The sequence below is a fragment of the Lacrimispora xylanolytica genome, assembly GCF_026723765.1.
In the GTDB taxonomy this organism is placed as follows: domain Bacteria; phylum Bacillota; class Clostridia; order Lachnospirales; family Lachnospiraceae; genus Lacrimispora; species Lacrimispora xylanolytica.
On record NZ_CP113524.1, the window covers coordinates 1,365,000 to 1,378,014 of the forward strand.

Here is a 13,015-nt window from a genome sequence, read left to right on the forward strand (position 1 = left end):
GGAATATATTGTAAAATAAAGTCCTTTATTGTATAATAATAAAAAAATAAAGGGGGAATTGTTCATGGATAGTAGTTTATATGCATCATTGGCTGCATTTGGCGCATTTGTATTTGTATTAGTTATAGCAATCGGTATTTTATTAATCGTGGCCAATTGGAAGATTTTTACGAAAGCAGGCCAACCAGGCTGGGCCACATTGATACCATTTTATAATGTTTATGTTATGTCTCAGATTGCATTTGGAAGCGCCATATATTTTATCGCTCTCATTGTTGTGTGGGTGGTTTCCTTTATTGGAAACATTTCTGGTATTGATTTTATATCCAGCCTCGCAAGCTTGGCACAGTTGGTTTTATATATCATTTACTGTGCTAAGATTTCCAAAGCATTTCAAAAGAGCATTGGTTTTACCGTTGGTCTGGTTGTACTGCCAGTCATCTTTTTCCCGATTCTTGGGTTTGACAGTTCTAGATACATAGGACCACAATAAAAATCAAAATTTAGAATTGAAGTTAATAAAAACGGGCATCTGATTTATTTCAATCAGGCCCGTTTTTATTTGTACTATGGGGATTGTGAAGCTTATTTTTTTCTGTGCTTTATTCTGGAATACAATTCATCCAGTTTCTCTATAAGTATTGTAAGATACCGGAACAAGGACTCTGCAGCAAAGGAAAAGACTATGAGTAACAATACACATATCTTGGACATTTCGCTTATTGCAAACAGCTGGTTGAGAAAGATACCGCAAAATACCAATCCAAATATATTAAAAATAAGAATCCCGTATTTAATCCGATTGAAAGGTTCACTGATCTTAAACAGTATGATAAAACCTACCACTGCAAGGAGCATGGTGGATGCTGTTGCTATATCATTTTTCGGAAGGGAAAAGACCTGGCCGCAAATCACAAGAGAGGCCACTGCCAGTACATCGGTCAGACCAGCTGGTAATGCTTTTAACATAACATTTTTAAGGAAATGACCTTCAATCCGCTTTTTATTTGGCTCTAAAGCAAGCAAGAATCCAGGAATACCAATGGTAAACATGCTGATTAATGAAATCTGAGAAGGCTCCAATGGATATGTGAAGGAAAACCACAGAGACAACAGGGCCAGTAACAGGGAAAATATATTCTTAACCAAAAACAAAACGGAAGAGCGTTGCACGTTGTTGACTACTCGTCTTCCTTCCAGCACCACATCCGGCATATGAGCGAAATCTGAATCCAGAAGAACAACCTGCGCAGCCTGAGCTGCAGCTTCACTGCCTGAGGCCATTGCCACGCTGCAATCTGCGTCCTTCATGGCAAGAATATCATTGACACCATCTCCGGTCATTGCAACAGTATGTCCTGCATTTTTCAGTGCCTGTACAAGCAATTGTTTTTGCTTTGGAGTGACCCGTCCAAATACAGTGTACTGTTCCAGTGCATCAGCCAGCTTGCGATCAGTATTAAGGGTTCCTGCATCTATAAACCGTTCTGCGTTCTCAATGCCTGCACGTTTAGCAACCTCTGATACCGTTTCCGGATTATCTCCAGATATGACTTTGACGGTGACCCCTTGTTCTTTAAAATAAGAGAAAGTGGTTTTTGCATTTTCTCGTATGGGATTTGTTAAAACAATGTATCCCAAAGGCACAACTTTGTCCGTAAGCCCATCCTTCATATTGCTGCCGCTGTATTTGCCTAATACAAGGACTCGGTGTCCATTTTTAACATAGGAACTGATTTCTGGTGCAATGGTATTATAATCCTCCCGCATAACAAATTCAGGCGCACCAAGGACAAAGTTTCCGTCCTCGAAGGATATAGCGCTGTACTTGGTGGTGGAAGAAAAGGGAATGATGTTTATAGGCTTTCGTCTTTCTACGTTTATATTTAATTTTTCAGTGTACTCTTTTATGGCATGGATGGTAGCATTATCGTTGGCCATTGAAAACGCATAGTCCACTAAAAGTTGTTCCGGATCCTCCGTAATTGAAAGCTCCTGGTTGGTCAGGCTTTTAATAAACTCATCCACTTCCATTCTTGTTTCGGTTATGGTTCCTGTCTTATCCACACAAAGCACATCGACGCGCGCCAGTGCTTCTATACTTTTCATATCATGAAGCAGGATATGTCTCTTCGCTAATCTCATAGTACTTAAGGCCAGTGCTATGGTTGTAAGAAGGTAAAGTCCCTCGGGAATCATTCCAATCAGGGCTGCCACCATGGAAACAATGCTTTTTTGCATGGTTTCCTGATTCACAACATATCCCTGATAAAATAAAAGTGCACCAATGGGTATGATTCCGATTCCAATCCATTTAACCAGCTGATTGATAGAACGAATCATTTCCGACTGTTCATCGTTACCCATAGCTTTTGCTTCTGCAGTCAGCTTTGTTATATAAGAGTCATTTCCAACATGCTCTAATTTTGCATAGCATTGTCCGGCTACTACATAACTGCCCGATAAGAGCTTACTTCCGGTGGTCTTTTCGATCTCATCTGCTTCCCCAGTTAAAAGAGCTTCGTTGACTTGTACCGTTCCTTCCATTACCACGGCATCTGCGCATATCTGATTTCCTGTTGTTAGTAAAATGATATCATCCCTTACCAGATTTTCGGATAGGATTTGCTCCTGTGCCCGGTTTCTGATTACGATGGAGTGGGGAGCATTGATAATATTCATTTTATCCAGTATTTGTTTTGCCCTAAGCTCTTGTACAATTCCGATTATGGTATTGCCAATGATGATGGGCAAAAATGTAAGATTCCGAAATGAACCTACGTAGATTAATAAAATGGATATAATGAGAAAAATCAGATTAAAATAGGTCAGAGTATTAGACAGGATAATCTCTTTGACTGATTTTCCTGTTGTGATGGTGGAGCGATTTACAAGCCCTTCCTCAACTCTTTCCTGAACTTCTGCTTCTGACAGTCCATTTATTATGTTATTTTTTACTTCATCTGATAGATTGTTCATGCTGCACCTCATTGATATTTTTACCGGACTTATAGAACATCTTCCATAATCGTAATATGCTTCAAAATGTAGAATTATCTATGATTAAGTCGTGAATCATAATGTACATTACAAGTTTCATTCTGAATTTTTGACAGCTAATTTATACAAAAATACTTTATTTTTTGAAATAACATTTTTATTGTATATAATAATCATGAAAACTACAACGAAAGTATTCTTAAACTATCATGAAAATATTCTAAAGCGTTCATTATTATTCTTGAAAGGTTACCCCGTTTATCGGATGATTTTATATTGTTCATTTAAAAGGGAGGAGGTTATTTTTGATGGAAGAGCCGAGATAAGAATTAGATAAACTTATGGGATTAGTGATTCATTAAAACCCACATAAACAGCGTTTTTTAGAAACGTATTTATGTGGGCCATTGAATTCATTTTATTGGTATTCACCATCAGTAGCAATAACTGCTTCCAGTGGTGGCGTATCTCCAACAAGACCGACTGCGAAAATGGTATAAATAGCACCTGGCGTAAGATACACATCTGGTATTGTTAATACAACTTGATTGCCTCCTGCTGGTCTGACTTGAAGGGTATAGGTTCCAGGATTTACAGCAATGTAATCAGTAAATTGAGTATAGGACACATTTTCAAAGAGTTTCGTTCCATCTGTCAGTGTGATGTCTACAGCTGGAGCATTTGGAGACAGATGTACAAAACGTACATAGGAAGCATTTCCCATTCCCATTGGCATATTTGGCGTGAACATTTCAGGAATAGCCATTAAACCTATATTGGCTAATTCGCCTGCAGCCGCAACCGTAAATGCGCTGTCTTGAGGAATTGTCACATTTGTATCTATGACAGCGTTTGTTTGATTGCCTGCGGGAAATACCTGTATCTGGTAATTACCAGGTACAATGGGAAGATAACTGGTTAATTGTTTATAGGAAAGTCCTTCTGCAATTAAATTATTATTTGCATAGATGTCCACGGCAGGAGCATCAGGGGAAGCGTGAAGAATTCTTATGAATGACATCTGATATGCAGGCTGCATGGAAAAATAAGAGTTTCCTTGATGGGTATACATATACATGGTTTTCGACCTTATGATCTTTGATATATATTATGAAAGAAGATTTGCAATGCTACCATTAATTTAGATGCTTTAAGAATATGTTACGTGTTTGAAACATCGTTTTGTTGAACCTTTGCCAACCGTCCAGTAGCAATATGTGTTCTACTGCTTAGATAAATTTGTTACATTCCTTCCTAAGTGGGGAAGTGCTTGTGGACAGGACTGTGTTCTTAATGCGTAATAGAATGATTTTTTCTCATTCCTCTTTTCTATATCAAATCTAGCGTATTAAGTCATAAAAATCCCTTCAAACTAGTAAGTCTGAAGGGATTTTTGCGTAATAAAATTTAAAAAAATTTCAATGCAATGTCTCATTTTTTATTCATTAGCCTTGTCGATATTAGCTTCTGCATTTTTTGTAGATTCTATTTCCGTACGATCTACACCCTGGCCTTGGTTTGGCTTTGCGATAGAACCAATTGCTTGAGCAGTAGTAGTATTAGTTTTAGCAGAGGATTGAGAATTATGTTCCAAAGATACGCCAAGCTTATCCAATGTAATGAATTTAAGCAGGGTATCCATAACGGTGCTATTTCCGCCGGAATTGCTTGCAGAACCGTTTTCGCCACTTCCCATCTGTACAACAGTCTTGGGAACGATATCGACGGTTGTGTTTTTAATTGCATCAGTCAGCTTATCGGTAACCTCTTGAATGACTCTAAATTCAGCACCACCATAAGCTTTGACCTGGGCTTCAATGGCCTGAGCCTTGGCCAGACCGACATTTGATTCCTTAAAAGCTTCTGCTTCGCCTTCCAGCTTGATCTTGGAAGCATTAGCTTTTGCCAGTGCAATAATCTGATTCGACTCCTGTTCTGCACGGCTTGCAAGAGCCGCACCATTGTTACCCTCTATTTCAATCTGAATTTTGGATTTGGTGAGGAAACTCTGCTGTTCTGCAATGGCCTGTGCTTCACGCAGGGATTTTTCACTTTCCGCTGCGGATTGCTGCTTTTGGTAGGTGACCTTTTTTTCTTCGGCAATCTGACGTTCCCTAAGCTGCATCAAAATGTTTTCGATTTGGGTATCGGCTACTGTTGTTTTAGGGGTGCCAATTAAAACTTCCTCTAATTGAAGATTATATTTTTCGAATTTTTCCTTCATTTCTAAGACTGCCCGCTCTCGAATGGCACTACGTTCCTGTATTAGCTCAATCAGCGTTTTCGTCTGTGCCACATCTTTAAAATATGCGCTGACCAGCGGATCAAGCGACTGGTTTACCAGCATACCGATATCACCAAAGCGTTGAATGACCCACGGTGCCTGCTTGTAGTCAATATGCATTACAACGGAGAGAGGGAGTGACGGCTCAAATGCATCCTTGGTGATAATATCCACCTCAGTGAGATTTTCATCATACTTATGATCTCCAGTTTCAGTTTTGTTCCATTTTAAAATAATATTAGTAGTTGGAACGAGTACAACTTTACCAGCATCGGTATTAAACGCATATTTACCAGGCATCAGAGGTTTTTCAAGTACGCCTTTTGATCCAACGCTGACAAGTTCCCCGTGCTTATAGTTTTCTCCCGAGGTATCCACGCCTTCGCGGCCAAAGAAAGAAACTACAACGCCTACAAAGCCAATGGGGACGACTGTTTTAGGCCGGAATTCCACCGTAGCAAATAGGCGGTTAATATAATAGGTGCCATCCGTTAATACCTGAATCTGTTTTCCTCGTCTGCCGCCAAGTTCCAGAAATTTCTCAGGGTCCTGAAAGCTGGCATGCTCTTCGCCCATATCCGGAGCAATAATCTCTCCTTGCTGAATCGACGTTCCGTCATGCACCGTGACAATGCCCATCATATCACTGGATTCATTGCCTTTGCCCATGATAACGACAGGTGTAAACCCATCCCTGTCAATCAAGGTTTTCTGCATACTCACCAATTCATTTTGCTCCTGCTTGGAATTACCGGATATAGATTTAATGCTATTGGGGGTAATTACAATAAACTGAGCCAGATTGATGGCATATGTTCCTTCTCTCAAAATCCCTCTCTGAGGACCCCGCTGACCACCGTTTTTAAGAAATCCCGAGACATCCTGAAAATTGTTTGCTTCCTCCACAATACGTCCCAACGTCTGCACCGGGGAGAGGGGAGAACCGTCACGGGCAAATAAATAGGCAATTTGTCCCTGGGGGATGGTGATAAGGGGGTATTTATGTATCTTGTACATGAGAACGGATTTGAAATGGATGCCACCACGCAGCAGTCCAGGCGCATAACCAGCTTCCCCGTTCAGCGCTATAATGGAATCCTTAAGAGAACCTTTAGGACTCCACCATTTTTCAACGACAGCCACCTCATTAGAACTGATGACTCTTAACCCAAGGATTTTGAAAATGAGCAGGTAAAGCAACACAAGTATTCCAACAGTAGTTCCTGCTATCATTAGCCATTGTTCCATAAATAATTCCTCCTACTATAATGTTATTGATCCGTTGATAATGCTTTGTGTAGAGTGTTCCGTAGCTTTTGGGGTAAAACGTTTCCTTTTTACAGTGTAAAGCACCACCCAGCTTTCCATAATGACACATGGTGAGATATCCACTCTTATGAAGAGAAAATCAACGATAATTTGCTCACTTAACGATAAAAGATAAGGGGTAAGCAAATTTGCCTTGAAATTAGTTTGGATATGGTGTATGAGTTTTGAACATTAAGGAAGCATTAAGTCATTTTTTTATTTATTATTTTGAAATGAGATAGTTATTATTTCTACTATCTTAATGAGATAATACTCCTTATAATTTCAAATATCAATATTGATTTTCTAATATATACTCATAGGTCGTATCCTGTTCCAGACGATATCTATATTGGGATATAAAAAGAAAGTGGGCAACTTCAAGATAGCTGAGTTGTCCACGATTTCGAGGTAAGCATTAGTTGAATAAAGTATATTTGTTTTATCAGGGTGATTTAGAGATGATAGGTGTATAAATGACCATTACCGCATGTTAAAATTCATGACAACGCTCATTATAAAACTCAAAATCGGGCTTTGTATCGTCAAATTCAAAAACGCTGTTCCGTGCACACCTGGGAAAGGGTGGTAATTCGGAGCCGGGCTTAATAAAGAAACAATATCATTTTAGATTTCATATTTCGTGCAATCACGTGTTGTGTTGATGGGTAAATTCATGCCTTTTAATTAAAAATTAATAAATCTGGAAACGCAAAAGCCCTGATATATACAATAATCTCTTGCATATACCAGGGTTGAAAAGTGGAGACAACAGGACTCGAACCTGCGACCCTCTACACGTCAAGCAGATGCTCTCCCAGCTGAGCTATGTCTCCATATAGGAATTGTAACTGAAAGAGTAGAAAAAGGCAAGCAATATTGTTGTTATAGCGACTATTTCTAATCGACATTTTATTTGCAATTTCGCAAGGCTTTTATATAAAAAACACCGGCAATGGGCGATGCTTAGAAAGTCCGAGTGTAAGATATCAATATAAAGAAGACAGCAAATCACGGTAATTTGAAGGTACAGAGATAACGAACAGTGTCCGGATATTTTTCACCTAAGGATACTATCTGAAAGCCACATTTTCGGTAGAATCCAATAGAGCCATCGTCTGTTTCAGCTTTTATTATACTACAATTGAGATTTTTCGACGCAAAGGCTATCAGTTTTGATGCAACCCCTTTACTTCTAACAGATGGATTGGTAGCAATGCTCATAATTTCATATTCGTCATTGATTAGGTGCTTCAGAATAATTACACCGCAAGGAATGCCATTAACATTACAGGCAAAAGCAAAAATATCGGCGTCTGTCTCATATTTGTGGGCAAGACTATTCATTTTTTCTTCCGTAGGCATGTACTGACTAAGGGAGATAATATCTAAAATGCGCTTATCATGAAGATTACCACTAATATTAATAAAATTCATATTATGACCTCCTTATGTATCTTACGATTATGCGAATAACAAAATATCTTATGACTGTATAGAACACTATTTTAAAGCAGTATTCATAAAATATAATTTCGGCAATTAAAATATTGTTCCAAGTGATGTATATAAGAGAATTAAGAATAATTTATAGCTAAGAAATGGTTCTTTCGCTTCTGTTTAGATAACAAAAAAAGACCACTCATGAGCAGTCTTTTTATCACTTAGTTTATGCGAGACAAACATTAACGGCCTGTGGCCCACGATTATCCTCTGCAATATCAAATGTTACAGATTGTCCATCTTCTAATGATTTATAACCGTCCATAGCAAGACCTGAGAAATGAACGAAATATTTTGTGCCTCGTCCGTCGCTGATAAAACCAAAACCTTTTTGTGAATTAAACCATTTTACAGTACCTTTATTCATTAAAGATACCTCCTTAAATTAAATTTATATTAGCTAAAACTAAAAATCGCATATATAAGTAAATCATCAATAGAATAATGACTTACCAATATATGCGAAATCAAGACTTTATTAAAATACTATTTTAATGTAACACAATAATTAGTATAAGTCAATAAGGATTTTAAAAAGTAATAAATAATAAATAGAGCCTATTTCTAATCGACATTTTATTTGTAATTTCGTAAGGCTATTTTATAAAAAAACACCAGTGATCTTATCAGTTAAATCTTTCAGCATCCACTTTTAGCACATACTAAACGGAAGTGTATACCTCACAAAATATTAATAGTAAAGTGAGAACAATAGATAATTACTGCCAGTAAAGGAAGAGTACATTGAAGAAGTAATGAGTAAATAAAATGCTGATTAATAAGTAGGTATACATAACGTTTATTAAGATGACAATATATAAAAAATATGGTATAATTTCCATGTGACTATCAAAAAAACACAGAATTGAAGGGGGTTTTTATGAAAAAGACAAAAAGGTTGTTGACACTGTTACTTGCATTTGTTATGTTAATGAGCACAAATGTTACTGCTTTTGCAAGTAATACAACCACACTAAGCATTGAAACAATTAATGCCAATGATTATATCTACGTAAACGGTAAATATTTTTCACAAAAAGAATTTACTGATTTACTTAATGCAACAACTCCTGAAAAGAGTTTAGTTAAGCAAAGTAATCAAAACAAATCTTCTACTACACTAATGGCAGGACCAGGAATTGTTGCAGTCTATTTTGTTCCCGGCCTAGGTGAAGTTGCTTTATTAGCTACTGGTGTTATAGTTATTGGCGCGGTAGGTTATGCGGCCGGAACTTGGGCTTATGACACTTTTCATAATTGGTTAAAAACTTCTGCGAAACAAGAAGCGAAAGATGCTGCTGATTCTGTATCTAACAAAGTTAAAGTTAGTGGTTCTAACGACAAAATCGATTTAGGTCAATTTACGGATAAAAACGGAAATACACCAAAAAATAAAAAATCTGGTGTGTTTACTAGCAAAAAAGATAATAGATATACCATTGAAAAAGATACCGCCGGGCATTCAGGATATGATGGAACAGTCAAAGCATGGAAACTATTTTTAAGTGGAAAACGTGTTGCTTCTCTGAATTCCGCTGGTAAAATAGTAGGTAAATAATGAGGAGGATTAAACTAGATGTTCACATATAAACTTGGAGAATGGACGTTAGAATTTACACAAGAATATCGAATAGTTCAAGATGGTACGAACGCTGTTGTAATTGATGATGAACGAACCGCATTAGTTTTGATTAGTTTAAAATCTAATGGAAACATTTGTATAGAGCGTACTTATTATGCCATGATTTGTGAAATAAACGCAACAGAGCATAAAATCACTTTTAATAGTACCGAAGATATAGCTTAATAATTACATTTAGAAGAACAGAGCAAAGGCTCTGTTCTTTTTCTAAAATATACCTCTTATAGTCGTAAGTATGAAGTGGAGTTTAACCAGACAATAAAAACAAGATTTAATTAACTATTAACACCTCTATCGTATCATAAGTAATGATGATATATCAAATTAGGAGGATTGATTATGAATATGAGAGCGTTGTGTGTACATAACGAAAGTTTAGGAAGTTTAATTGTTTTAGAATTGGATCATATGAGATATGTAGATAACATTAAAAGTGCAAAAAATGGCACTTATTCTGGACTTATGCTTTACGCTGGAAGAGTAAGGTACAGTATAAGAGATTTATCGTTGGAAACCTGTAATGAAATATGTAGGAAGATGTTGGTTCAAGGATACGTTGATCTCAGTCAATATGGGGAATATGAAATATGGTAAGATATATAAGAGGCGAGAATTTGAACCGCCCCCCAAAAATTATACAAAAGTTATTTAAACAGCTAATGAGGATTGAAGCCTATATTGTACAGGGCTCAGTCCTTTTAGTTTGCTCTTAATCTTTCTGTTATTTTAATAATCAATATATTTTTCCAATTCAATATGAAACTCTTCCATTGAGCTGAATTCTCTTAAGTAAAGCAGTTCTGATTTTAACAAACCAAAAAAGTGTTATCCTGCGGTATCCGTACCGGCCCTGGTTTTCATGATAAATGGTCGTTATTTTTTCTTTAATTGTTTCATATTTGTCAGCTTTCTTTGATTGCTAAACATAGTAATAATAAGTACTGCGTGGCATTTCCGCCAATTGGAGTAATGCTGTCAGTTTATAAATCTGCCTTAATTCTGTTATGACAGCTACTTTGTCGGTCTCTCTGATTTTTCCCGCTCTCAAATTAAGGCATTTAATTTTTTTAGTTATTCATTCTCCATTCGAAGTTTTTGGACTTCCGCTATTAGGTCTTTTTCTATTTGCTTGTCCAGTGTTTTCCTTTTCGAATCATTTGATTTCATTCCAGAGCCCTTGCCACGGTTCTCTCTATAGAGTCCCTGTACCCCTTCCTCGTAATAGACACGCTTCCATTTATCAACGACGCTGTGGCTTGGAATTAAAAACAATGAGACAGTCTCAAGAGATGATATCTGATGTGTATGCATATATTCTACAACGTGTATCTTGAAATAACCAGTATAATTTCGATTCTTTTTTTGTTATTCCTTCCACTCCGTTCTTTCGATACATATGGACCCATTCCTTAATACTACTCCAGTTAATTCCAAGAGCTCGTTCTGTTCACGAAAGGAATGTCCAGCAAGATAATAGTTAATAGCTCTTAATTTATCCTGTTCCGAATATTTACTCAAAAAAATACACCTCCAAATGTAAGATTTATTTGTCTAACATTTGGGGTGCACTTCATTTCTATCCAGATGAAATAGAAGATCTTATTGAAGAATTTGATAGAGGATATGAGTTGAATGGCAATATTGCTAACTTGGGATGAAAGGCAACTTTGAATTAGAACTTCGCATTGGCGAGTTATGTGCATTAAAGTGGTCTGATATTAAATGGCAAAATGAAACCGTATTTATTCAGCGAATGGAAGATAGTTCTGGACAAGTTGTTGACTATGTTAAGTCAGATGCCGAGACAGGTTATAGGGAATTAAATCTAAGTGATGAACTCATTGATATATTTAAGAAGATTCGGAGAAGTAGTCAGATTCTATCTAAATATATATTCATCAAAGAAGATGGAAATCGAGCAGATAAAATGGTATTTGTTCAACGATTGGAAAAGGCTGAAATTGCATTAGGTTGGAAAGAGCCCGGAAACATGAAGAGGTCTCACTGTATCAGGCGTACCGTTGCAAGTAGAATTAACGCTAACGGGTGGGCGCTTGATGAGATTAGGCGTTGGCTTGGACACACTATGACTTCCACTACTTTAACCTATATATATAACCCATTCAGAGAGTGAAACTCAAAAAAGAGTTAAAGAAATGTCTATACTTCATACGAATAAGGATTGTCTACCAACGTCAGCCGAATTGTCTTCGAATAGAATGACAATAAAAATCCCAGAAGCCTTATAAATACTAGCTTCTGGGCAATCTTAATAGAATCGGAGTAACAGGATTTGAACCTGCGACCTCTCGGCCCCCAGCCGAGCGCGCTACCAAGCTACGCCATACTCCGTCTTCCTGACACTATGACATTATAGCAGAAACTTTCTGATTGGTAAAGTATATTTCTTGAAAAAATTCTAAAATTAGGATATTATTATAAGGACAAGGTTAATTATATTAGAAAAAGGTGAAAATAGATGAAGCCAATCGTAAGCTTTGATGTAGACATGACATTGCTTGACCATAAAGACTGGGCCATTCCGGCCAGTGCCATGGAAGCCATTGAACAGCTAAGGGAAAATTACACCATTGTGATTGCCACTGGCAGAGATATGGATTCCATTTTCAGCACAGCCATTCGAGATCAGGTAAGGCCCGATGCCATCATTCATCTCAATGGGACAAAGGTGACCGTAGGAGATGAAATTATTTATGAGCACACCTTTGATAAGAACCTGCTGAAGCAGATCTTAAAATACGCAGAAAACACTCCATACAGCGTTGGAACTACAGTGGGAGACTGGGACTATTATATCAATCCAGAAGGCGTAAAGGCCCACGACATAGCTCTTTGGGGGCAATCCAGAAGACAGTTTGGAGACCCTTATAAGCTGTTAGAACTAAATGTAAGAACTATGGCTTACATGGGAGATGAGACTGGTGCCAAGGAGATGGAAGAGGAGTTTCCAGAGATTCACGTCCATATGTTTGCCGATAAAAAAGGTGCAGATGTGGTGGAACGGAAAGCTTCAAAGGCCGTGGGTTTACTCCGGCTCTGTGAATATTTTAAAATACCCTTATCAGAAACTGTTGCTTTTGGTGACAGTATGAATGATTATGATATTATAAAAGCAGCAGGGAAAGGAATTGCAATGGGTAATGCCATGGAAGAACTCAAAAAGGCAGCCGATTATGTAACCGATCCCATTGATCAGGATGGAATTAAGAATGCCTGTCTTCATTATGGACTGATTCGCTAAATGGCAGAGGTTCTGG

At 37.5% G+C, this 13,015-nt stretch carries 12 protein-coding genes, 2 tRNA genes and 1 pseudogene; 6 read left to right on the forward strand and 9 right to left on the reverse strand.

The features are described 5' to 3' along the window. Positions 1-64: 64 nt before the first annotated feature. On the forward strand, positions 65-493 hold the full coding sequence (locus OW255_RS06455; RefSeq protein WP_268116059.1) for a DUF5684 domain-containing protein: 429 nt from the start codon (positions 65-67) through the stop codon (positions 491-493). Positions 494-585: 92 nt separating this feature from the next. Here the strand turns inward: OW255_RS06455 and OW255_RS06460 are convergent, their stop codons facing one another. The 6 genes from OW255_RS06460 to OW255_RS06485 form a co-directional block, all read right to left on the reverse strand. Then, the gene (locus OW255_RS06460) at positions 586-2,979 is read right to left on the reverse strand and encodes an HAD-IC family P-type ATPase (RefSeq protein WP_268116060.1); all 2,394 of its coding nucleotides are present in this window, start codon (positions 2,977-2,979) and stop codon (positions 586-588) included. 439 nt (positions 2,980-3,418) lie between these two features. Beyond that, on the reverse strand, positions 3,419-4,072 hold the full coding sequence (locus OW255_RS06465; protein WP_268116061.1) for a DUF4397 domain-containing protein: 654 nt from the start codon (positions 4,070-4,072) through the stop codon (positions 3,419-3,421). A gap of 366 nt (positions 4,073-4,438) precedes the next feature. Further along, on the reverse strand, positions 4,439-6,532 hold the full coding sequence (locus tag OW255_RS06470) for an SPFH domain-containing protein (protein ID WP_268116062.1): 2,094 nt from the start codon (positions 6,530-6,532) through the stop codon (positions 4,439-4,441). Between the two features lie 823 nt (positions 6,533-7,355). Further along, positions 7,356-7,428, reverse strand: a tRNA-Val gene (locus OW255_RS06475). A 175-nt stretch (positions 7,429-7,603) separates the two neighbouring features. Further along, a complete protein-coding gene (locus OW255_RS06480) occupies positions 7,604-8,029 on the reverse strand; it encodes a GNAT family N-acetyltransferase (protein WP_268116063.1) in 426 nt (141 codons plus the stop codon). Between the two features lie 232 nt (positions 8,030-8,261). After that, on the reverse strand, positions 8,262-8,462 hold the full coding sequence (locus OW255_RS06485) for a cold-shock protein (protein WP_268116064.1): 201 nt from the start codon (positions 8,460-8,462) through the stop codon (positions 8,262-8,264). Between the two features lie 513 nt (positions 8,463-8,975). Between OW255_RS06485 and OW255_RS06490 the strand changes: the two genes are divergently transcribed. From OW255_RS06490 to OW255_RS06500, 3 genes are all read left to right on the forward strand, one after another. Then, the gene (locus OW255_RS06490) at positions 8,976-9,653 is read left to right on the forward strand and encodes a hypothetical protein (protein WP_024836713.1); all 678 of its coding nucleotides are present in this window, start codon (positions 8,976-8,978) and stop codon (positions 9,651-9,653) included. 18 nt (positions 9,654-9,671) lie between these two features. Continuing rightward, complete coding sequence (locus OW255_RS06495; protein ID WP_024836712.1) at positions 9,672-9,902, forward strand: hypothetical protein; 231 nt, start codon at positions 9,672-9,674, stop codon at positions 9,900-9,902. A gap of 174 nt (positions 9,903-10,076) precedes the next feature. Then, complete coding sequence (locus OW255_RS06500; RefSeq protein ID WP_024836711.1) at positions 10,077-10,331, forward strand: hypothetical protein; 255 nt, start codon at positions 10,077-10,079, stop codon at positions 10,329-10,331. A gap of 54 nt (positions 10,332-10,385) precedes the next feature. Here the strand turns inward: OW255_RS06500 and OW255_RS21050 are convergent. Both OW255_RS21050 and OW255_RS06505 read right to left on the reverse strand, forming a co-directional pair. After that, positions 10,386-10,559: pseudogene (locus OW255_RS21050) on the reverse strand (IS3 family transposase); the annotation flags it as partial. Positions 10,560-11,102: 543 nt separating this feature from the next. Continuing rightward, positions 11,103-11,255 carry a hypothetical protein gene (locus tag OW255_RS06505; protein WP_155857743.1) on the reverse strand — a complete coding sequence of 51 codons (153 nt, stop codon included), beginning with the start codon at positions 11,253-11,255 and terminating at the stop codon, positions 11,103-11,105. Positions 11,256-11,391: 136 nt separating this feature from the next. Here OW255_RS06505 and OW255_RS06510 point away from each other — a divergent pair, with 136 nt between their 5' ends. Continuing rightward, a complete protein-coding gene (locus OW255_RS06510) occupies positions 11,392-11,871 on the forward strand; it encodes a tyrosine-type recombinase/integrase (protein WP_268116065.1) in 480 nt (159 codons plus the stop codon). 144 nt (positions 11,872-12,015) lie between these two features. Here OW255_RS06510 and OW255_RS06515 read toward each other — a convergent pair. Beyond that, positions 12,016-12,089 (reverse strand) — tRNA-Pro (locus OW255_RS06515). 127 nt (positions 12,090-12,216) lie between these two features. On the opposite strand from OW255_RS06515, the gene OW255_RS06520 reads away from it, so the two are divergent. Continuing rightward, positions 12,217-12,999, forward strand: a complete 783-nt coding sequence (locus tag OW255_RS06520; protein WP_268116066.1) for a Cof-type HAD-IIB family hydrolase — start codon at positions 12,217-12,219, stop codon at positions 12,997-12,999. Positions 13,000-13,015: the final 16 nt, after the last annotated feature.